21 protein-coding genes, 1 pseudogene and 1 riboswitch are annotated in these 20,359 nt (G+C 71.9%); of the genes and pseudogenes, 14 read left to right on the top strand and 8 right to left on the bottom strand.

The window, feature by feature from the left end:
• Positions 1 to 90 precede the first annotated feature (90 nt).
• The 4 genes from ACLIN4_RS15720 to ACLIN4_RS15705 all read left to right on the top strand — a co-directional run bounded on the left by ACLIN4_RS15720 (position 91) and on the right by ACLIN4_RS15705 (position 3,135).
• The gene (locus tag ACLIN4_RS15720; protein ID WP_179342697.1) at positions 91 to 1,308 is read left to right on the top strand and encodes an ABC transporter substrate-binding protein; all 1,218 of its coding nucleotides are present in this window, start codon (positions 91 to 93) and stop codon (positions 1,306 to 1,308) included.
• 52 nt (positions 1,309 to 1,360) lie between these two features.
• Positions 1,361 to 1,585 (top strand): DUF3263 domain-containing protein, encoded by a 225-nt coding sequence (locus ACLIN4_RS15715; protein ID WP_100047271.1) that lies wholly within the window; start codon positions 1,361 to 1,363, stop codon positions 1,583 to 1,585.
• Positions 1,586 to 1,653: 68 nt separating this feature from the next.
• Positions 1,654 to 2,523 (top strand): trehalose-phosphatase, encoded by an 870-nt coding sequence (otsB, locus tag ACLIN4_RS15710; protein ID WP_289908102.1) that lies wholly within the window; start codon positions 1,654 to 1,656, stop codon positions 2,521 to 2,523.
• A 138-nt stretch (positions 2,524 to 2,661) separates the two neighbouring features.
• The gene (locus ACLIN4_RS15705; RefSeq protein ID WP_179342696.1) at positions 2,662 to 3,135 is read left to right on the top strand and encodes a hypothetical protein; all 474 of its coding nucleotides are present in this window, start codon (positions 2,662 to 2,664) and stop codon (positions 3,133 to 3,135) included.
• 12 nt (positions 3,136 to 3,147) lie between these two features.
• On the opposite strand, the gene ACLIN4_RS15700 is transcribed toward ACLIN4_RS15705, so the two are convergent.
• Positions 3,148 to 4,551, bottom strand: a complete 1,404-nt coding sequence (locus ACLIN4_RS15700) for an alpha,alpha-trehalose-phosphate synthase (UDP-forming) (protein WP_411575914.1) — start codon at positions 4,549 to 4,551, stop codon at positions 3,148 to 3,150.
• Positions 4,552 to 4,713: 162 nt separating this feature from the next.
• Between ACLIN4_RS15700 and ACLIN4_RS15695 the strand changes: the two genes are divergently transcribed.
• Entirely contained in the window at positions 4,714 to 5,373 is a 660-nt protein-coding gene (locus tag ACLIN4_RS15695; protein ID WP_382021346.1) for a hypothetical protein, read from the top strand.
• A gap of 10 nt (positions 5,374 to 5,383) precedes the next feature.
• Here the strand turns inward: ACLIN4_RS15695 and ACLIN4_RS15690 are convergent, their stop codons facing one another.
• On the bottom strand, positions 5,384 to 6,328 hold the full coding sequence (locus tag ACLIN4_RS15690) for a glucosyl-3-phosphoglycerate synthase (protein WP_107479739.1): 945 nt from the start codon (positions 6,326 to 6,328) through the stop codon (positions 5,384 to 5,386).
• A 134-nt stretch (positions 6,329 to 6,462) separates the two neighbouring features.
• Positions 6,463 to 6,610: riboswitch (SAM riboswitch) on the top strand.
• Positions 6,611 to 6,628: 18 nt separating this feature from the next.
• On the opposite strand from ACLIN4_RS15690, the gene thrC reads away from it, so the two are divergent.
• From thrC to groL, 4 genes are all read left to right on the top strand, one after another.
• Entirely contained in the window at positions 6,629 to 7,942 is a 1,314-nt protein-coding gene (thrC, locus tag ACLIN4_RS15685; RefSeq protein WP_107479740.1) for a threonine synthase, read from the top strand.
• Positions 7,939 to 8,214 carry a MoaD/ThiS family protein gene (locus ACLIN4_RS15680; RefSeq protein WP_019326649.1) on the top strand — a complete coding sequence of 92 codons (276 nt, stop codon included), beginning with the start codon at positions 7,939 to 7,941 and terminating at the stop codon, positions 8,212 to 8,214. Before thrC ends, ACLIN4_RS15680 begins: the two co-directional genes overlap by 4 nt.
• Positions 8,215 to 8,620: 406 nt before the next feature.
• The gene (locus tag ACLIN4_RS15675; RefSeq protein WP_004929928.1) at positions 8,621 to 8,824 is read left to right on the top strand and encodes a cold-shock protein; all 204 of its coding nucleotides are present in this window, start codon (positions 8,621 to 8,623) and stop codon (positions 8,822 to 8,824) included.
• A 331-nt stretch (positions 8,825 to 9,155) separates the two neighbouring features.
• Positions 9,156 to 10,781 carry a chaperonin GroEL gene (groL, locus tag ACLIN4_RS15670; RefSeq protein WP_019326648.1) on the top strand — a complete coding sequence of 542 codons (1,626 nt, stop codon included), beginning with the start codon at positions 9,156 to 9,158 and terminating at the stop codon, positions 10,779 to 10,781.
• A gap of 116 nt (positions 10,782 to 10,897) precedes the next feature.
• Here the strand turns inward: groL and ACLIN4_RS15665 are convergent, their stop codons facing one another.
• A complete protein-coding gene (locus ACLIN4_RS15665) occupies positions 10,898 to 11,467 on the bottom strand; it encodes a helix-turn-helix domain-containing protein (protein ID WP_100047276.1) in 570 nt (189 codons plus the stop codon).
• Between the two features lie 84 nt (positions 11,468 to 11,551).
• On the opposite strand from ACLIN4_RS15665, the pseudogene ACLIN4_RS15660 reads away from it, so the two are divergent.
• The 3 genes and pseudogenes from ACLIN4_RS15660 to ACLIN4_RS15650 all read left to right on the top strand — a co-directional run.
• Positions 11,552 to 11,875 (top strand): annotated as a pseudogene (locus ACLIN4_RS15660) (alpha/beta hydrolase family protein); the annotation flags it as partial.
• Positions 11,876 to 11,996: 121 nt separating this feature from the next.
• On the top strand, positions 11,997 to 13,127 hold the full coding sequence (locus ACLIN4_RS15655) for an NADH:flavin oxidoreductase (RefSeq protein ID WP_107479495.1): 1,131 nt from the start codon (positions 11,997 to 11,999) through the stop codon (positions 13,125 to 13,127).
• A 117-nt stretch (positions 13,128 to 13,244) separates the two neighbouring features.
• Entirely contained in the window at positions 13,245 to 14,765 is a 1,521-nt protein-coding gene (locus ACLIN4_RS15650; RefSeq protein WP_107479496.1) for a carboxylesterase/lipase family protein, read from the top strand.
• Between the two features lie 390 nt (positions 14,766 to 15,155).
• Here ACLIN4_RS15650 and ACLIN4_RS15645 read toward each other — a convergent pair whose 3' ends face one another.
• Positions 15,156 to 15,371: a DUF397 domain-containing protein gene (locus ACLIN4_RS15645; RefSeq protein ID WP_411575913.1), complete on the bottom strand. Its 216-nt coding sequence runs from the start codon at positions 15,369 to 15,371 to the stop codon at positions 15,156 to 15,158.
• Positions 15,355 to 16,194 carry a helix-turn-helix domain-containing protein gene (locus ACLIN4_RS15640; protein WP_381913122.1) on the bottom strand — a complete coding sequence of 280 codons (840 nt, stop codon included), beginning with the start codon at positions 16,192 to 16,194 and terminating at the stop codon, positions 15,355 to 15,357. The genes ACLIN4_RS15645 and ACLIN4_RS15640 overlap by 17 nt, the downstream gene beginning before the upstream one ends.
• A 118-nt stretch (positions 16,195 to 16,312) precedes the next feature.
• Between ACLIN4_RS15640 and ACLIN4_RS15635 the strand changes: the two genes are divergently transcribed.
• Positions 16,313 to 16,702, top strand: a complete 390-nt coding sequence (locus tag ACLIN4_RS15635; protein ID WP_100047281.1) for a hypothetical protein — start codon at positions 16,313 to 16,315, stop codon at positions 16,700 to 16,702.
• Positions 16,703 to 16,724: 22 nt separating this feature from the next.
• On the opposite strand, the gene ACLIN4_RS15630 is transcribed toward ACLIN4_RS15635, so the two are convergent.
• Positions 16,725 to 17,333, bottom strand: coding sequence for a TetR/AcrR family transcriptional regulator (locus tag ACLIN4_RS15630; protein ID WP_269960147.1), 609 nt, complete (start codon positions 17,331 to 17,333; stop codon positions 16,725 to 16,727).
• A 97-nt stretch (positions 17,334 to 17,430) separates the two neighbouring features.
• Here ACLIN4_RS15630 and ACLIN4_RS15625 point away from each other — a divergent pair, with 97 nt between their 5' ends.
• Positions 17,431 to 18,180, top strand: coding sequence for an SDR family NAD(P)-dependent oxidoreductase (locus ACLIN4_RS15625; RefSeq protein ID WP_107479498.1), 750 nt, complete (start codon positions 17,431 to 17,433; stop codon positions 18,178 to 18,180).
• Between the two features lie 65 nt (positions 18,181 to 18,245).
• Here the strand turns inward: ACLIN4_RS15625 and ACLIN4_RS15620 are convergent, their stop codons facing one another.
• Both ACLIN4_RS15620 and ACLIN4_RS15615 read right to left on the bottom strand, forming a co-directional pair.
• Complete coding sequence (locus ACLIN4_RS15620) at positions 18,246 to 18,818, bottom strand: hypothetical protein (protein WP_100047284.1); 573 nt, start codon at positions 18,816 to 18,818, stop codon at positions 18,246 to 18,248.
• Positions 18,766 to 20,346, bottom strand: coding sequence for a PTS transporter subunit EIIC (locus ACLIN4_RS15615; protein WP_411575912.1), 1,581 nt, complete (start codon positions 20,344 to 20,346; stop codon positions 18,766 to 18,768). Before ACLIN4_RS15615 ends, ACLIN4_RS15620 begins: the two co-directional genes overlap by 53 nt.
• Positions 20,347 to 20,359 lie beyond the last annotated feature (13 nt).

Raw genomic sequence — 20,359 nt, 5'->3', positions numbered from 1 at the left:
GCAGTGCACGACGCGTCTCGTCGGCAGGGTTGGGGAATCAGGGTGCAGCGGCACAGGACAGGAACGATCGCGGTGGTGTCCGCACTGGGCATGACGGTGGTCCTCGGCGGCTGCGGTCTGACCGGCGACTCCGGCGAGGTCACGCTGAAGCTGGTCGCCGCCGACTACGGCGACAGCAAGGCCAACGGCTCCCAGGTCTACTGGGACGAACTGGCCAGGGCCTACGAGGCCAAGAACCCCGACGTGAACGTCGACGTCACCGTTCACTCCTGGAACGACGTGGACCGGAAGGTCCGCGAGATGGTCGAGGACGGCAAGGCGCCCGACCTGGCGCAGATCGGTGCCTACTCGGACTACGCGGACCAGGGCCTGCTCTACCGGGCCGACGACGTGCTCTCCATCCCGGTCCAGGCGAACTTCGTCTCCCAGCTCTCCGCCGCCGGCCAGGTCGACGGCGTCCAGTACGGCCTGCCCTTCGCGGCCTCCACGCGGGTGCTCTTCTACAACAAGACCCTCTTCGCCAAGGCCGGCGTCACCCCGCCCAAGAGCTGGGACGACCTCGCCGACGCCGCCGAGGCGCTGGAGGCGGAAGGCGTGAAGTACCCGTACGCGCTGCCGCTGGGCCCCGAGGAGGCGCCGGCCGAGACGATGCAGTGGATGCTCAGCGGCGGGGGCGGCTACACCGACGACGTCGGCACCTACGCCATCGACTCGCCGCAGAACGTCACCACCTTCACCTGGCTCAAGGACGAACTGGTCGACAAGGGCCTCACCGGCCCGGTCGCCCCCGGCAAGCTCAACCGGGCCGACGCCTTCGCCGCCTTCGCGGCCGGTGACGTCGGCATGCTCAACGGCCACCCCACGCTGATGAAGACGGCGTCCGACAAGGGCGTGAAGTACGGCATGGTGCAGACCCCCGGCATCGACGGTGCCTCCAAGAACACGCTCGGTGTCACCGACTGGATGACCGCCTTCAAGAAGAACGGCCACCAGGAGGAGATCGGCGACTTCCTGGACTTCGTCTACAGCGACGAGAACGTCCTCACCTTCTCCCGCCTGTACGACCTGCTGCCGGTGACCACCTCCGCCTCCCAGGTGATGAGCACCGCCAAGGAGGACGAGAACCTCAAGCCCTTCCTGGACGAGCTGCTGCTCTCCCAGCTCTACCCGGTCGGCAAGACCTCCTGGGCCTCGGTCAGCGCGGACGTCAAGAAGCGCATCGGCCAGGCCGTCGCCCCCGGCGGCAACCCCAAGGAGGTGCTCGGCCAGATCCAGGCCACGGCGATGCGGGCGGGCAGCGCCGAGTAGCGGGCGAGCGGGACAGGGGCCGCTGTCGGTGGCGGGCGTTACGGTGCCGTACATGGACCTGGGACAGAGGGAGCTGGCAATCCTCGCGCTGGAGCGCCGGAGCTTCTCCGGCCCCGGCGCGAAGGAGCGGGCCGTCCGCGAGGAGCTGGGCCTGGCCCCCGTCCGCTACTACCAGCTCCTCAACGCCCTCCTGGACGACCCGCGCGCTCTCGCCGCCGACCCGGTGACGGTCAACCGCCTGCGCCGGGTGCGGGAGTCGCGTCGTTCGGAGCGGTGAGGCGGCGGTGAGGCGGCGGTGAGGCGGCGGTGAGGTTGCCTTCCGCCCCGGCGGGATAGGTTCGCGGTATGGGCAGCCACCAGGACTCCACCCGTGACCACTCCCCGGACCACCTGCCGGCCCCCGCGACCGGGGCCGGCCGCGAAGGGCTCGACGCCCTCCTCGCCGATCCCGGCCGCGCGGTGGTCGCGCTCGACTTCGACGGCACGCTGGCCCCGATCGTCGCCGACCCCGACCGGGCCCGCGCTCACCCGGAGGCCGTACCGGCGCTCGCGGCCCTCGCCCCGAAGGTCGCCGCGATCGCGGTGATCACCGGCCGTCCGGCCGAGGTCGCCGTCCACCACGGCGGCTTCGCGGACGTCCCCGGCCTCGACCACCTCGTCGTCCTCGGCCACTACGGCGCCGAACGCTGGGACGCCGCCACCGGCACCCTCACCACCCCCGACCCGCACCCCGGCGTCGCCGCCGTCCGCGCCGAGCTGCCGGGCCTGCTGGAGCGGTCCGGCGCGGGGGAGGGCGCCTGGATCGAGGAGAAGGGCCACGCGGTCGCCGTCCACACCCGCCGCGCCCCCGACCCGCAGGCCGCCTTCGACGCCCTGCGGGCCCCGCTGACCGACCTGGCCTCCCGCAACGGCCTGATCGTGGAACCGGGCCGCATGGTCCTGGAACTGCGCCCACCCGGCATGGACAAGGGCGCCGCGCTGAGGCAGTACGTCCGCGAACTGGACGCCGCGTCCGTCCTCTACGCCGGCGACGACCTCGGCGACATCCCCGCCTTCACCGCCGTCGACACCCTCCGCACCGAGGGCATCCCCGGCCTCCTGGTCTGCAGCGGCAGCGACGAGGTGACGGAACTGCGCAAGCGCGCGGACGTCGAGGTGGCCGGCCCGGCCGGAGTGGTGGCCCTGCTGGCGGCCCTCGCGCACCGGCTGGCCTGAGACAACGTCACGGACGGTTCCCCCGCGTGTCACAGGCGTGTCCGGACGCCGCGGGCGGGGGAACCCGGCCTCCGCCCGCACGGTCTTGGACGGCGCAACGCCTGCTCAGTGAGGCCCGAAACCGTGGAGGAACACGTCATGTCAGCTCGGAAGACCCCGATGCTCGCCCTCGCCGCCCTGACCCTCGGCCTGGCCCTGACCGCCTGCGGCAACGGCGACAGCGGCGGCACCGGCGACGCCGCCGCCTCCACCACCCCCGCCGCCACCGCGCCGAGCACCGCACAGTCCTCCACCCCCACCGCCGCACCCACCGGCGACACGTCCTCGGACACCCCGAAGGGCGCGCAGCCGGACCAGGGGACGGGCGAGAAGTGCACGGACCGGGTGAACTACGCCGGTGACCCGCGCTCGAACGCCGAGATCAACTCGATCGGCGAGCAGACCGGCACCTGCCCGCCGGTCCAGTCGGGCGGCACCCCGTCCGGTACCCCGAAGGAGGACGGGAAGAAGTGCACGGACCAGGTGAACTACGCCGGTGACCCGCGCTCGAACGCCGAGATCAACTCGATCGGCGAGGAGACCGGCACCTGCCCGCCGGTCCAGGACAAGTAGCCCCCGGGTCCCTCAGCTCCGCAGCGCGTCCAGCTGCTCCAGGAACCACCGCGCCGGGGGCAGCGCGGTGCCGGCGGCCGCGAGCCGCTTCGACCGCTCGGCCCGTTCCCCGGCCGGCAGGCCGAGCGCCTCGTGCAACGCCTCCGCCGTCCCGGACACGTCGTACGGATTCACCACCACCGAGTCCTCGCCCAGCTCCTCGTACGCCCCCGCCTCCCGCGACAGCACCAGCACGCACCCCTCGTCGGAGACGACCGGCACCTCCTTCGCGACGAGGTTCATCCCGTCCCGGACGGGGTTGACCAGCGCCACGTCCGCCAGCCGGTACGCCGCCAGCGACCGCGCGAAGTCGTCCTTCACGTGCAGCACGACCGGGGTCCACCCCGCCGTGCCGAACTCCTCGTTGATCGACTCCGCCACCCGCCGCACCTCGGCGGTGTAGTCCCGGTACACCGCGAGATCCTGCCGCGAGGGGTAGGCGAACGCGACGTGCACGACCCGCTCCCGCCACTCCGGCCGTCCCGCCAGCAGCTCCCGGTAGGCCAGCAGCCCCCGCACGATGTTCTTGGACAGCTCGGTCCGGTCCACCCGCACGATGGTGCGGCGCGCCCCGCCGTCGGGCGCCGTGCCGATCTCCTCCCGCAGCGCGGCCATCCGCTCGTCCACGTCGGCCCGGTGCGACCGCTCCCGCAGGAACTCCGCGTCGGCGCCCAGCCCGTGCACCCCGATCCGGGTGTCACCGAGGCCGCCCATCAGCGCCTCGCAGCACGCGGTGAACGCGTCCGCCCAGCGCCGGGTGAGGAACCCGAGCCGGTCCGCGCCCAGCATCCCCCGCAGCACCTGCTCGGCGATGTCATCGGGCAGCAGCCGGAAGTAGTCGACCGGCGCCCACGGCGTGTGCGAGAAGTGGCCGATGCGCAGGTCGGGCCGCAGTTCGCGCAGCATGCCCGGCACCAGCGTCAGGTGGTAGTCCTGCACGATCGCGACCGCGCCCTCGGCGGCCTCCTCGGCCAGCGCCTCGGCGAAGGCCCGGTTGTACTTCTCGTAGGAGGCCCACTTCAGCCGGAACTCCGCGTCGAAGACCGGCTCCAGCGGCGTCTGGTACAGCATGTGGTGCACGAACCACAGCACCGAGTTCGCGATCCCGTTGTACGCGTCCGCGTGCACGTCGGCCGGCACGTCCAGCATCCGCACGCCGTCCTCGCCGACCCCGCGCCGCACCGCCTCGCGGTCGCCGTCGCTCAGTGCGGAGCACACCCACAGCGCCCCCGCGTCCGGCCCGATGGCCGACAGTCCGGAGACCAGCCCGCCACCGCCGCGCTTTGCGTCGAGCGAACCGTCCTCCCGCACCTCGTAAGAGACGGGCCCCCGATTGGAGGCGACCAGCACCTGAGCAGCACCGAAGCTTGAAGCCATACGCCTCAACCTAGCCCGGCCCCGAAAACCTCAAACGTGCCCGGGGATCACTTCGGCGGCGATTCGGTCACACCGCTTGTGTGGGAGATGTGAACGGGCCGAGGATATGCGGTGCACATTTCAACTTTCTGGGGGGTGGGCCCCGTGCCCGAACGTATACGCATGCGCAGACTCGCGGCCTCCGTCGCACTGGCCGCCGCCTCCGCGCTGGCGCTGGCCGGCTGCGGCGGCGGAAGCACCGGTACGGAGGCGGACGAACGGCCCGCGACGGCCGCCGCCGCACAGAGCCCCAGCCCCACCCCCGAGGCGTCCGCCACCACCGAGCCCTCCACGCCGGCCGCGGCCGAGACCCCGTCGCCGGCCGCCGTCACGCTGCCGGACCACACCGGCCGGGACGTCGGAGGGGCAGTGCTCGCGGCCAAGGCGGCCCACGTCGACTTCACCGTCCGGCTCCAGGGCACCGGACGGCAGGCCTCCACGTGGGACCTGGACGAGGAGGTCTGCGAGCAGACCGACGGCCCCGACGGCGTGACGTTCACCGTCCCCCGCGACGGCCGGGACTGCGCCGGACGCCTGCTGGACCCGCCGGAGCCGGCGCCTGCCCCCGAATCGGCCAAGCCGCAGGACTCCGGAACCGGCGGCAGCGGAGGAGGCACCGGCGTCTGCGAGCTGACCAGCCCCGCCGGCAACTGCTACGCCGACGGCCAGTTCTGCGCCAAGAAGCACCGCGGCCTGAGCACCCACGGCCGCGGTGGCGAGTACCTGACCTGCGAGCCGGACTCCGGCGGCACCTGGCGCTGGTCGGACGGCGTGACCGGCTGAGGCCCCTCGCTCACGCCACCCTGCGGGCCGCGTACTCGGCGATCTCCGTCATCGGGGGCCGCTCCTCCGTGTCCACGGAGTACGTACGCGGCTCGAAGCCGTCGGCGCCCCGCTCGAACTGGGTGAGGGCGGGCCGGACCAGATGGCCGCGGGCCAGCCGGAGCTGGGCGGTGCGGTAGATCGCGGCGGACATCCGGCCCAGCGCCTGGCCGTCCTGGTGCCGGTGCCTGCGGACGCCGACGTCGACCTGCGCGAGGGCGTCCAGGCCCACCAGGTGCAGGGCGTCGACCAGCATCCCCAGCTCGACGCCGTAGCCGACGGGGAAGGGCAGCTGTTCGAGCAGCGAGCGGCGGGCCGCGTACTCGCCGCCGAGCGGCTGGACGAAGCCGGCCAGCCGCGGCCAGTGCATGTTGAGCAGGGGGCGGGCCATCAGCTCGGTGACCCGGCCGCCCTGACCGGGCGCCGCGCCGAGCGGGCGGTCGTACATGGCCTTGACGAGGTGCACGTCCGGGTCGGTGAGCAGCGGGCCCACGATGCCGGAGACGAAGTCGGCGCGGAACTCGCGCAGGTCGGCGTCGACGAAGCAGACGATGTCGCCGCCGGTGACCAGCAGCGAGCGCCACAGCACCTCGCCCTTGCCGGGCACCGCCGGGATGCGCGGCAGGATCGCGTCCCGGTGCACGACCCGCGCGCCGGCCGCCGCTGCCACCGCCGACGTACGGTCCCGCGAGCCGGAGTCCACCACCACCAGCTCGTCGACGAGCGGAGCCCGCTCCATCAGCTCCCGGCGGATCACCGAGACGATGTCGCCGACGGTCTCCTCCTCGTCGAGGGCGGGCAGCACCACGCTGACCGTCTGGCCGCCGGCGTGCTTGGCGGCCAGGAGCTGCTGGAGGGGCCGGTCCGTCACGGACCAGGAGCGTGCGTCCAGCCAGCGCTCGACTTCTTCCAGCACGGTCGGTGGCTCCCTCTGTGATCCATCTCGCGGTTCGGACGACTATCTCAACGGTCATGGCCGTCGGTTACAGTCTTGAACAACGCGGGCGACCATCGCATGCCGGGGTCGCCGCGTGACCAACAACTGAACACCGCTCATCCAGAGGGGCAGAGGGATACGGCCCGATGAAGCCCCGGCAACCCTCCAGTCGGTTCTTGTCACACGGACGTGGCGAGGCTCCCGGCTAGGGAAGGTGCCAAATCCGTCTCACGGCGAGATGCGTCGTGAGGAAGATGAGGAGAAAGGGCCTCGCCTCACATGGCTGTGCAGACTGTCGACAGCACCACCGACACCGCCGCTTCCACCCCCTCCGCCGCCTCCCCGGTCGACCTCGGTCCCGCCGCGGCCCTCTCCTGCCGCGAGTGCGGTCACCGCGTGCCGCTCGGCCCGGTCTTCGCCTGCGAGGAGTGTTTCGGCCCGCTGGAGATCGCCTACGACTTCTCGGCGTACGACACCGAGGAGCTGCGGAAGCGGATCGAAGCGGGCCCCGCGAACATCTGGCGCTACGCGCCGCTGCTGCCCGTCCCCGCCGACGTGGCGACCAAGCCGAACATCAACCCGGGCTGGACCAAGCTGGTCAAGGCCGACAACCTGGCCCGCGAGCTGGGCGTCGAGGCCGGGAAGCTCTTCGTCAAGGACGACTCCGGCAACCCGACGCACTCCTTCAAGGACCGCGTCGTCGCCCAGGCCCTGGAGGCCGCCCGCGCCTTCGGCTTCACCACCCTCTCCTGCTCCTCCACCGGCAACCTGGCCGGCGCCGTCGGCGCCGCCGCCGCCCGCGCCGGATTCCGCTCCTGCGTGTTCATCCCGCACGACCTGGAGCAGGGCAAGGTCGTCATGGCCGCCGTCTACGGCGGTGAGCTGGTCGGCATCGAGGGCAACTACGACGACGTCAACCGCTTCTGCTCCGAACTGATCGGCGACCCGGCCGGCGAGGGCTGGGGCTTCGTCAACGTCAACCTGCGCCCGTACTACGCGGAGGGTTCCAAGACCCTCGCGTACGAGATCTGCGAGCAGCTCGGCTGGGAGCTGCCCGACCAGATCGTCGTCCCGATCGCCTCCGGCTCGCAGCTCACGAAGATCGACAAGGGGTTGCAGGAGCTGATCAAGCTCGGGCTCGTCGAGGACAAGCCGTACAAGATCTTCGGCGCCCAGGCCGAGGGCTGCTCGCCGGTGTCCACCGCCTACAAGGCCGGGCACGACGTCGTGCGCCCGCAGAAGCCGGACACCATCGCCAAGTCGCTGGCCATCGGCAACCCGGCGGACGGGCCGTACGTCCTCGACATCGCCCGCCGCACCGGCGGCGCGGTGGAGGACGTGACCGACGAGCAGGTCGTCGACGCCATCAAGCTGCTCGCCCGCACGGAGGGCATCTTCGCGGAGACCGCCGGCGGCGTGACGGTGGGCGTGACGAAGAAGCTGGTCGACAGCGGCCTGCTCGACCCGTCGAAGACGACCGTCGTCCTCAACACCGGCGACGGCCTCAAGACCCTCGACGCGGTGGCCGGCACCGGCCTCACCGCCACCATCCGACCGAACCTGGACTCCTTCCGAGAGGCTGGCCTCGCATGAGCGTGACCGTTCGTATCCCGACCATCCTGCGCACCTACACCGGCGGGCAGGCCGAGGTCAGCGCCGACGGCGCCAACCTCGGCGAGGTCATCGCGGACCTGGAGAAGAACCACACCGGCATCGCCGCCCGCGTCCTGGACGACCAGGGCAAGCTGCGCCGCTTCGTCAACGTCTACGTCAACGACGACGACGTCCGCTTCGAGCAGGGGCTGGAGACCGCGACGCCGGACGGCGCGGGCGTCTCCATCATCCCGGCGGTCGCCGGCGGCTGATACGCCTCGTAGTGCCCATTGCCCCCTCCGTGAGAGAAGCGGAGGGGGCAATTCTATGTGATTGAGCGCGGTAGAGTTGGGGAACGCGCTCCCGATCGAAAGATGCGGAGCCCTCAATTCCTGCTTTGCGTCCGACAAGATGCAGCCAAAGTGTCGGCGTATTTCGCGGCTTTTGTTCCCTTTATGTCACCCGACTTGACCCGTATTCAGGTGAAAGTTCGCCATATTCCGGGCCGGGTGCGTCCAGATTTCTCGTCCGATTGACCTGTTGCAGACGGCAGTTGGACAGATACATTCAGCCGCGGTCGACGCGTTCCGGCGCACGCCCCCAGTCGTGGGGGGTGAGGTCTGACCCGGATCCGCGAAGTGTGGATCTGTGCAAGGGCCAGTAATAGGGGAGTTAGGCATGGCTCAGGGCACCGTCAAGTGGTTCAACGCGGAGAAGGGGTACGGCTTCATCGCGGTCGACGGTGGTGCGGATGTTTTCGTCCACTACAGCGCGATTCAGATGGACGGCTACCGCACCCTCGAAGAAGGCCAGCGGGTCGAGTTCGAGATCTCGCAGGGTCAGAAGGGCCCGCAGGCCGACATGGTTCGCCTCAGCGCCTGAGACGTTCGGCCACCGCAAGCGAACGGTTCTTCTCCGAAGGGCCCGCACCTCATCCGGGGTGCGGGCCCTTCGGCCTGCCCGGACGGACGGCCCGGTTCCCTGTTCGCGGGTGGCTGAGCGCGGGGCCGGATCCCCCGGAGGCGCTTGCACTCGATGGGGGCGAGTGCTAATCATTGCGTTAGCACTCTGAAGGTGAGAGTGACAACGAAGGACCGGGTCGGTGAGGCCCGCTGGCCGGGTGGGGAAGGAACCACGAGGTCGGCGAGCCGTCCGTCGCGGGCGCGGGCGCGGTCCGAAGGAATCACCCCCAGTCCTGGAGGGACCACTTCACATGGCCAAGATCATCGCGTTCGACGAGGAGGCGCGGCGCGGCCTCGAGCGCGGCATGAACCAGCTCGCGGACGCCGTCAAGGTGACGCTCGGCCCCAAGGGCCGCAACGTCGTCCTCGAGAAGAAGTGGGGCGCGCCCACGATCACCAACGATGGTGTCTCCATCGCCAAGGAGATCGAGCTCGAGGACCCGTACGAGAAGATCGGCGCCGAGCTGGTCAAGGAAGTCGCCAAGAAGACGGACGACGTCGCCGGTGACGGTACGACCACCGCGACCGTTCTCGCCCAGGCCCTGGTCAAGGAAGGCCTGCGCAACGTCGCGGCCGGCGCCAACCCGATGGCCCTGAAGCGCGGTATCGAGAAGGCCGTCGAGGCCGTCTCCGCCGCCCTGCTGGAGCAGGCGAAGGACGTCGAGACCAAGGAGCAGATCGCCTCCACGGCCTCCATCTCCGCCGCCGACACCCAGATCGGCGAGCTGATCGCCGAGGCCATGGACAAGGTCGGCAAGGAAGGCGTCATCACCGTCGAGGAGTCCCAGACCTTCGGTCTGGAGCTGGAGCTCACCGAGGGTATGCGCTTCGACAAGGGCTACATCTCGGCGTACTTCGCCACCGACATGGAGCGTATGGAGGCCGTCCTCGACGACCCGTACATCCTGATCGCCAACTCCAAGATCTCCAACGTCAAGGACCTGCTCCCGCTCCTGGAGAAGGTCATGCAGTCGGGCAAGCCGCTGCTGATCATCGCCGAGGACGTCGAGGGCGAGGCCCTGTCGACCCTGGTCGTCAACAAGATCCGCGGCACCTTCAAGTCCGTCGCCGTCAAGGCCCCGGGCTTCGGCGACCGCCGCAAGGCCATGCTCGGCGACATCGCCATCCTCACGGGCGGCGAGGTCATCTCCGAGGAGGTCGGCCTCAAGCTGGAGAACGCGACCCTGGACCTCCTGGGTCGCGCCCGCAAGGTCGTCATCACCAAGGACGAGACCACCATCGTCGACGGTGCCGGCTCGACCGACCAGGTCAACGGCCGCGTCAACCAGATCCGCGCCGAGATCGAGAACAGCGACTCGGACTACGACCGCGAGAAGCTCCAGGAGCGTCTGGCGAAGCTGGCCGGCGGCGTGGCCGTCATCAAGGCCGGTGCCGCCACCGAGGTCGAGCTCAAGGAGCGCAAGCACCGCATCGAGGACGCCGTCCGCAACGCGAAGGCGGCCGTCGAGGAGGGCATCGTCGCCGGTGGTGGCGTGGCCCTGCTCCAGGCCTCCCAGGTCTTCGAGAAGCTGGAGCTGACGGGTGACGAGGCGACCGGCGCCAACGCCGTGAAGCTCGCCCTGGAGGCCCCGCTGAAGCAGATCGCCGTCAACGGTGGTCTCGAGGGCGGCGTCGTCGTGGAGAAGGTCCGCAACCTGACCGTCGGCCACGGCCTGAACGCCGCGACCGGTGAGTACGTCGACATGATCGCCGAGGGCATCATCGACCCGGCGAAGGTGACCCGTTCCGCGCTGCAGAACGCCGCCTCCATCGCCGCGCTGTTCCTGACCACCGAGGCCGTCATCGCCGACAAGCCGGAGAAGGCCGCCGCGGCCGGTGCTCCGGGCGGCATGCCGGGCGGTGACATGGACTTCTGATCGACCGGTTCCGGTTGATCGACCGTCCAGCACGGACCGAGGGCGGCACTCCCCGACAGGGGGGTGCCGCCCTCGGGCGTTTTCCGGGGTCGTTCCCCCTGTTCAGGGTCGTTCCCCTATTCGGCCTCGCCTTCCGGGCCGTCCGTCCCCTGCGCCCCGCCGGTCTTGTCGGGCACCAGGGCGAGGCTGATGATGTGCCGGACGCGGCCGTCCCCGGCCCCGTGCCCGGTGCGGCGGGCGACCACGGCCTCCAGTTCCTCCACCAGCTCGGCGAACTCCTCGGGCGTCGCCCACACCGCGCCCTGCCGGTACAGGACGCCCTCGCGCGCGGGTTCGGTGTCCTCGCGCGCGAGGTAGCGGTCGAAGTCGGCCATCATCGCCCCGGTGAAGACGGTGAAGGCCTGCCGGTGGTCCTCCTTGGACATGGCGGTGCGGGCGTCCTCGTCGACGAGGGCCTCGTCCTGCCGGACCCGGTAACTGCGCTCGACGGTGCCGCGCACGCGTCTTTCGTGCACCACCTCCAGGATGCCCGCCTGGGTGAGGGTGGCGACGTGCCGGTACATGGTGGCCGGCGAGACGTCGGGCAGCCGGTCGCGCAGCTGTGCGGTGGTCAGCTCGCCGGCGCCGACCAGGGTCTGGAGGATGCGCATCCGGACGGGGTGGAGGAGGAGGTTCGCGGTAGCCATACTCTATGGTCTCACGTCTGATAACGTTCTCGCCGTTGAGAGTAATCGGTCGCGGCCGGTTGCGCGCACGAGAGCGGCGGAGCCTTGCCCGAGATCGACATGACGGTCGCCGCGGGCGACGGGACTCCGCTGGCCGGCACCCTGACGCTGCCGTCCGGCCCCGGTCCGCACCCCGCCGTCCTGCTGCTGCACGGCTCGGGCCCCCTGGACCGCGACGGCAACACGCCCAAGCTCGTGATGGACCTGGGCCGGCCCATGGCCGACGCCCTCGCCGCCGCGGGCATCGCCACCCTGCGCTACGACCGGCGCGGAGCCGGGGCGACCCCCGGCGACTGGCGGGCCGCCGGCTTCACCGGCAACCGCGAGGACGCCGCCGCGGCCCTGCGCGCCCTGGCCGCCCGCCCCGAGAGGACTGTGACCTGCGCCACTGATGGCGGGCGGCCGGAATGAGCGGGGCGGGTGGCCCGGTTGTCACCGGCAGGTTCATGCGTATGCACATACCGACCGGTACCTCCTGAGGAGCCCCCACGTGACCGTCACCGCCGTCGACGCCGCCTCGCGCGCCGCCCAGATCCTCGCCCGCCCGGCCACCATCAACGGCCTGACCGTGCCCAACCGCATCGCGATGGCCCCGATGACCCGGATGTTCTCCCCGGGCGGCATCCCCGGCGAGGACGTGGTCTCGTACTACTCCCGCCGCGCCGCCGCGGGTGTCGGCCTGATCGTCACCGAGGGCACCTACGTCGGTCACGACTCCGCCGGACAGAGCGACCGCGTGCCGCGCTTCCACGGTGAGGAGCAGCTGGCCGGCTGGGCGAAGGTCGCCGAGGCGGTGCACGCGGCGGGCGGCACGATCGTGCCGCAGCTGTGGCACATCGGCATGGTCCGCGAGCAGGGCGACCAGCCCTTCCCCGACGCCCCCGCCGTCGGCCCCTCCGGCCTGCGCATCGGCGCGGACGAGGCCACCGGCAAGGCGATGACCCAGCGCGACCTGGACGACGTCATCGGCGCCTTCGCCCAGGCCGCCGCCGACGCGGAGCGCATCGGCTTCGACGGCGTGGAGATCCACGGCGCCCACGGCTACCTCGTCGACCAGTTCCTGTGGGCGGGCACCAACCGCCGTACCGACGCCTACGGCGGCGACCCGGTCTCCCGCACCCGTTTCGCCACCGAGATCGTGGCCGCCGTGCGCGAGAAGGTCTCCCCCGAATTCCCGGTGATCTTCCGCTACTCGCAGTGGAAGCAGGACGCCTACGACGCCCGCCTCGCCGAGACCCCCGAGGAGCTGGAAGCCATCCTCGCGCCCCTCGCCTCGGCCGGCGTCGACGCCTTCCACGCCTCCACGCGCCGCTACTGGCAGCCCGAGTTCGACGACTCCGACCTCAACCTCGCCGGCTGGACCAAGAAGCTCACCGGCAAGACCGCCATCACGGTCGGCTCGGTGGGTCTGGAGGGCGAGTTCACCAAGTCCTTCCAGGGGGAGGGCGCCGCGCTGGGCAGTCTCGACAACCTCCTGGACCGCATGGAGCGCGACGAGTTCGACTTCGTCGCCATCGGCCGCGCGCTGCTCCAGGACCCGCAGTGGGCGGAGAAGGTCCTCTCCGGCCGCTTCGACGAGCTCGCGCCGTTCGACGCCACCGCTCTGAAGACCCTCAGCTGACCCCGGCGGGCCGGGCCCGCCCCGGCCCGCACCGGCTGCGCACCGCGGCGTAAGGTCCGTGGAATCACCAACTACTGCCGTACGTACGTCCAGCGGCGTCCAGTGAGGGAGTGATCCATGACCGACCCCGAGGTCCCGGAACCCGTGGTGCGCACCGCCGCCGGTGCGGTGCGCGGACGACGGGAGGACGGCCTGACCGTCTTCCGCGGCATCCCGTTCGCCGAACCCCCCGTGGGAGAGGCCCGGTTCGCCGCCCCGCGCCCCGCCCGCCCCTGGGACGGCGTGCGCGAGGCGTTCGCCTTCGGCCCGCCGCCCCCGCAGGACGTGGGGATCGCGGGCCCGGCCGCCGCCCTCCCCGAGGGCGACGACTGGCTGACGGTCAACGTCTGGACCCCCGCCCCCGACCCGGCGGCACGCCGCCCGGTGATGGTGTGGATCTACGGCGGCGCCTACCGGATCGGCCACGCCGGCAGCCCCGGCTACGACGCCCGCCGCATCGCCGAGGACGGCGACCTCGTCGTCGTCACCCTCAACTACCGCGTAGGCATGGAGGGTTTCGCCCGCATAGAGGGCGCCCCCGCCAACCGGGGCCTGCTCGACCAAGTGGCCGCGCTGGAGTGGGTACGGGACAACATCACCGCGTTCGGCGGCGACCCGGAGCAGGTCACGATATTCGGCGAGTCGGCGGGCGCCGGCTCCGTGGCCTCCCTGCTGGCCATGCCCCGCGCCGCCGGCCTCTTCCACCGCGCCATCGCCCAGAGCGTGCCGGGCACCTTCTTCTCCGACGAACTCGCCCGGGACATCGGCACCGTCCTCGCCGCCGAGCTGGGCCTGCGCCCCACCGTCACCGACCTGGCGGCCGTCGACCCGGCCGAGCTGGTCAAGGCGGGCCAGACCCTCGCCCCGCGGATGCCCCAGTACGTGGACCGCTGGGGGCAGGCCGCGCCCACGGTCACCCCGTACTCACCGGTCGTCGACGGCGACGTGCTGCCGGTGACGCCGTGGCAGGCGCTGGCGTCCGGCGCGTCCCGGGACGTCGACCTGATCGTCGGCCACAACCGTGACGAGAACCGCCTGTTCACCGCCATGGCGGGCAAGCTCGGCCAGATCTCCGACGAGCGCGCGACCAAGGCGCTGCGGCTGTACGCGCCGGGCGGTGAGGACGCCTACCGCGCCGCGTACCCCGGCCGGCCCGCGAACGACCTGTACGAACGCGTCCAGACGGACTGGCTGTTCGCCATGCCGTCCCTGCACCTGGCCGAGGCCCACCTCGCGGGCGGCGGCCGCTCCCACGTCTACGAGCTGACCTGGCCGGCCCCCGGCAACGGCGGCGCCCTCGGCGCGTGCCACGCCCTGGACGTGCCCCTGCTCTTCGGCACCTTCCGGGCCGACCTCGGCCCGCTCCTCTTCGAGGGTGGCGAACCCTCCGCCGAGGCGCTGGCCCTCTCCTCCCGCTTCCGCACCTCTTGGACGTCCTTCGCCCGCACCGGCGACCCCGGCTGGCCCGCGTACGACACGGAACGGCGCCTGGTCCAGGTCCTGGACGCGGAGCCGTCCGTCGCGCCCTACCCGGAGGAGGCGTCGCGGCGCCTGTGGGAGGACCACGAGTTCGCTGCGCTGCCCCTGCTGGAGTCGTAGGGCTCGAAGGCGTCAGGCCGGGGGTTTGTGGTGGGGGTGGTCTCGAAAACGGATGACACTTCGGGTCGAAGTGTCATCCGTTTTCGAGGGGTGTCCCCAGGCCCCCGGGCCCCTGGGCCTTCTTGCCCGCCCGGCGTCGCGCCGCCGAGACGGCGTGGCGTGCCGCCACCGGCCTGTCGCGCTCCCGTACGCCGGGTGGGTACGCAGTCGGCGTGAGGCCCGGCGTGGCTGGGCCACCACTTTTCCGGGCCGCTCGCTCGCTTCTGACCCGTGGTGGAGCGAGCCGAGTCAAGGGTGGGCCGCCAGGCCCATCGCCGAAGGCGACGCGCAGCGCCCTTTACTCGGGTCGCGGAGGCACGACACTGGCAAGGAAGCGAGTGGCCCCGACGGTCACTTGGGGGTTGGGGCTGCCTTGATGGCGCCGACGAAGGCCGACCAGGCTTCGGCCTGGAACGTGACTCTCGAGCCGGGGTTCTTGGAGTCGCGGACGGGGATGACCCCCGAAATGCCGGTGGCGATTTCGAGGCAGTCGCCGCCGTCACCTGCGCTGTGGCTGGACTTGCGCCAAGTGGCGCTTCGGGGGCTGGCCTCAGGGGTGCTGTTCATGTTCGTAAGTCTGCGCCACCGACTGGATCAGGGCCAGGGAATCGGGCGGGGAGAGCGCGGTGGCCTGGAGGAGGCTGAACGTCAGTGTGTGGCGCGCGACCGTGGCCGGGTCGTCCAGCAACTTCCCCGTGTCCAGTCCCTCCACGAAGCAGAGCGGCGGGGCGTCGGCGAACTCCATGAGCTTCAAGGAGCCTCCCATCGCGGCATGCGTCCCGGCGCTGAAAGGGAGTACCTGCGCAATGACCCGGCGGCGGCTCATCAGGCCCGCCACATGTCGGAGGGCCTCCGCCATCGCCGCGGCGCCACCAACCGGCCGCCGCAGCGCCGCCTCGTCAAGCACCACCCACAACAACGGAGTTGTTGGGTTGTCCAGCAGACGGGCCCGCTCCATGCGGATGGCCACCAGCTCCTCGATCTCGCGATCGGTGGCCAGGGGCCGGTAGACGCGGAACAGGGACTCGGCGTAGGCCGGCGTCTGGAGGAGGCCGGGGACGAGCAGCGGCAGATAGTGCCTGATCGTCGTGGCGACGGCCTCCGCCTCCGCCGCCTCCGCGAAGTGCTCGGGATACCTCGACTTCGCCGAAGCCGCGCAGTTGCGCCGGAAAAAGTCCTCCGTCCCGAGGACGTCGTCCAGCATCCGCGCGTACTCCGGTTGCATCCTCCGCGTACCGGACTCCAGTTGTCCGATGAACGAGCCGCTGACGAACAGCCGCCCGCCCAGCTCCTCCTGGCTGAACCCGGCCTTCTCGCGGGCGTGGCGCAGCTCCGCGCCGAGCAGGGCGCGAGGGGACGACGAGGGGTCGAGGTCCTTCGGTCCAGGCATGGTGACGAGACTCCCGGTCGTACAACGAGGGTTGTTGGGGCGCCCTGTATGGGCAGGTTAGAGCCGCGACCGCCACGCTGTGTCGCGAATCGGGAACTCTGTGTGGAGGTGAGGAAGCGTGCGGTCGACCGAAGAAGTCGTCGAGAGCCTGCGGCAGGCCCTCGTGGATGCCGGCATCGTGCTGCCGTCGCTGTGCGTCGATCCGGTGACCGGTGCGAGCGAGGAGCCGTTCGCGCTGGTGGACCTGGGGCGTTGCAACGTCCGGGTCGCGGAGCGGCTGGCGTCGGTGGTGCGGGGCGAGCGGCCGGCCGTCGGTACGCACGCCGTGGACGCGCGGGACGGCCGGGTGGGGGAGGTCCTGGCGCACGACGGCGGTGACGTACGGCTGCGTCCCGTCGGCGGCGGCCGGGAGTGGGACTGCCCGGCCGCCTCGCTGGTGGCCGCGCGGCCGGAGGAGGTGATGCGGGCCCGGCTGCGGCGGACCAACCACGAGAGCGCGCGGTCGTAGCGGGCACCGCGCCGCGTTGCCGTCAGGCGGGTGGCCAGCCCCGCAGGGCCATGTCCGCCACCCGCTGGAGGTCCTCCTGGGTCGCGCCGCCGGCGGCCTGGACGGAGATGCCGTTGGCGACGGTCATGAGGTAGCGGGCGAGGTCCACGGGGTCGGTGCCGGGGGGCAGGTCGCCCTCGTCGACGGCCTGCCGGAAGCGGTCGCCGAGGCGGGCGACGCCTCCGTTGCGCCAGTCGGCGAGCAGGTTCCGGACGGGGAGGCCCGTGTCACCGGCGGCGAGGGAGCCCTGGACGCCGAGACATCCGGGCGGGCAGCCGGGGCGCGTGCTGGTCCGGACGGCGCCGTTCAGGAACGCGGTGGCCACCTCGCGGGCGGTGGGCTCCCGCAGGGCCCGGGCCACGTACGCGGCGGGGCCCTCCTCGTACCGCTCCAGGGCCTTGCGGAACAGGTCCTCCTTGTTGCCGAAGGCCGCGTACATGCTGGTGCGGGTGATGCCCATGGCGCTGGTCAGGTCGGTGAGGCTGGCGCCCTCGTAACCCTGCTTCCAGAAGACCCGCATGGCCTGTTCGAGCGCCTCGTCGGCGTCGAAGCCCCTCGGCCTGCCGACCGGCCCCTTCCGTCGCGTCTCCATGGCCCCCAGTCTACGTCTTCGGTACCGGTCGGTGCAGATTGCGCTACGGTCGAATTCGGTACCGAGCGGTACTGAAATCTCGTGGAGGGTACTCGTCATGGGACAGCTGGAAGGCAAGACCGCCGTCGTCACCGGCGGCGGCACCGGGATCGGCCTCGCCACCGCGGAGCGCCTGGCGGCCGAGGGGGCGCACGTCTTCATCACCGGCCGGCGCAAGGCCGAGCTGGACGCGGCCGTGGAGGCCATCGGTGCGCAGAAGGCCACGGCGGTGGCCGGGGACGTGACGGACCTGGCCGACCTGGATCGGCTCTACGAGGCGGTCCGCGCCCGGGGCCGGGGGCTGGACGTGGTCTTCGCCAACGCGGCGACCGCCTCGCTGGTGCCGCTGGAACAGATCACCGAGGAGCAGTACGACCAGATCTTCGGCGTCAACGTGCGGGGCGTGCTCTTCACCGTGCAGAAGGCGCTGCCGCTGCTCAATGACGGCGCGTCGGTGATATTGAACGCCTCCACGGCCGGTGACAACGGTGCCGAGGCGTTCAGTCTGTACGCCGCTTCCAAGGCCGCCGTCCGGTCCTTCGCGCGGGGCTGGGCCAATGAACTCAAGGGCCGCGGCATCAGGGTCAACGCCGTCTCACCGGGCCCGGTCGACACCCCCGGGATCAGGAACCTCTTCGGTGCGCAGAACGCGTCGGACGTCCGGACGAAACTCGCCACGGACACCGCGATCGGGCGGATGGGGCGCCCCGAGGAGATCGCCGCGGTGGTGGCCTTCCTCGCCTCCGAACAGAGCAGTTTCGTCCTGGGGGCCAACTGGTACGTCGACGGTGGTGAGAACCAGATCTGAGAGCCGGATCCGACCGGGTGAGAGCCAGTCCTGATCCGGCGGGGGCCCGGCTCGGACGGCCCGGCTCAGATCCCGCCCATCGGCTCGATGTCCACCCGTACCGGCGTCCCCCACACCCGCAGCACCTCGTAGTCGGTGAACTCGTGGACCAGCCGGTACGCCATCGCCGCGCGGGGGGCCCGCAGTTGGGCCGCGATGTACAGCTCGGCCTCGCGGCGGTCCCGGCGCGGGGTGCCGCACAGTTGCCACGCCTGGCCGTTCCACAGCTCGGGCAGCCAGCGCTGCTGGGGCTGCGGCCGGTCGCCGCGGACGCCGTAGCGGGACTGGACCGGCTCGGTCGAGGGCCGGGCCGGGAGCGGGCCGCCGTTGTACTCGGCGCGGCGGGCGGTGCGGCGGCGGGTCTCGCAGAGGAGGCAGAGGTCGGGGGCGGCCTTGTCGACCGGGCCGTTCGGGTGCTCGGGGCAGCGGGTGCTGGGGGCCGCCGTCCCGACGCTCTCCTCCAGCAGGTCCAGCGCCCGCTTCAGGTCCGCGCGGACCTCGTGCAGCTTGGCGTCCGGGGTGTCGGTGCTCAGGGCCTCGCCGTGCTCACCGAGGAGACGCAGGGCGCGGCCCAGGGCGGTCAGCTGGGCGTGGTTCATGTTCCTCAGGGTCGCACACGGGGCGGGCCGCGCCGTCGGGCAGACCGAAGAAGTACGTCGCCAGGAAGCCGACCACGTACCCGGTGAGCAGCCCGCCGCCGTACACCCCGGCCGTCACCGCCCAGCCCCCGCCGCCCGCGAGGAGCGGGAACAGCGCCCAGCCCGACGGGCCGATCGCCGTCGCCCCCACGTCGGTGCCGAGCATCGCGAACAGGCCGACGAGGGCGCCGCCCGCCGCCCCGCCCACGCAGGCGGTGAGGAAGGGGCGGCCGAGGGGGAGGGAGACGCCGTAGATCAGGGGCTCGCCGACGCCGAGCAGGCCGGCCGGGAGCGCCGATCTGATCGTCGTGCGGAGCGTGGTGTCGTGGCGGAGGCGGACGTAGACCGCCGCCGCCGCGCCGACCTGGCCCGCGCCCGCCATGGCGAGGATGGGGAGCAGGACCGTGTGGCCCTGCTGCTCGATGAGGGTGGTGTGGATGGGGATGAGGGCCTGGTGCAGGCCCAGCATCACGAGGGGGAGGAAGAGGCCGCCGAGGACCAGGCCGGCCAGGGCGCCCGTGGTCGTCAGGAGCCAGTTCGCCGCTGTGCCGATGGCCGTGGCGACCTCGCCGGCCGCGTACATGAGGACGTAGAGGGTGACGAGGCCGGAGACCAGGACGGTGAGGGTCGGGGTGAGCAGGACGTCCAGGGTGCCGGGGAGGCGGGCGCGGCACCACTTCTCGACGTACGTGCCGAGCATCGCCGCGGCCAGTGCGCCGAGGACGCCGCCCTGGCCGGGGGCGAGTGCCGCCCCGAACGCCGTCACCTTCGCGACGCCCGGGTAGACGACGACGGCGGCGACCGCGCCGCCCAGCACGGGCGTGCCGCCGAACTCCTTCGCCGTGTTGTGGCCGACGAACACCGCGATCAGTGCCATGAAGGCGGAGGAGAGGGCGGCCAGGGCGGGGGTGAGGGCCGGGAGCCAGCGCAGGTTCGTCAGCAGGCCGGCGACGCCCGCGACGATGCCGCAGCCGATCAGGGCGGGGATGAGGGGGACGAAGATGTTCGCGACGCGGCGCAGGGCCGTCTTGAGCGGGGTCGCGTTGCGGGCCTTCTGGCGCGCCTTCAGTTCGGCGCCGCGCCGGGCGAGGGCGTCCGCCGTGCCGCCCGGTGACCGGTCGGTTCCGGCGCCCGCTAGGCCGTGGGGTGTCCCGTCCGTAGCGCCGTTCGGTGACCGGTCCGCCCCGATGTCCGTCGCGCCGTTCGGCGTCCCGTCCGTCCCGCCGCCGTCCTCCCCCGCCAGCAGCGCCTCGAAGGCCTCCGTCACCCGGCCTACCACCCCCGGACCCAGCACCACCTGGTACGAGTCGCCGTCCTCCACCACCCCGAGCACCCCGGGCAGCGCCCGCAGCGCCGCGTCGTCCACCCGGGAACGGTCGGCCAGGCCCAGGCGGAGGCGGGTCATGCAGTGGGCGACGGAGGTGACGTTCGCGGCGCCGCCGACCAGGGGGAGCAGCGCTGCGGCCGTGGAGTGGGGGTCCTTGTGCACTCCCCGAGCGTGC

Source organism: Streptomyces mutabilis, from assembly GCF_046628145.1.
In the GTDB taxonomy this organism is placed as follows: domain Bacteria; phylum Actinomycetota; class Actinomycetes; order Streptomycetales; family Streptomycetaceae; genus Streptomyces; species Streptomyces mutabilis.
Note: the sequence above shows the minus strand (reverse complement) of the source record. Positions and strands in the feature narration are given on the sequence as shown.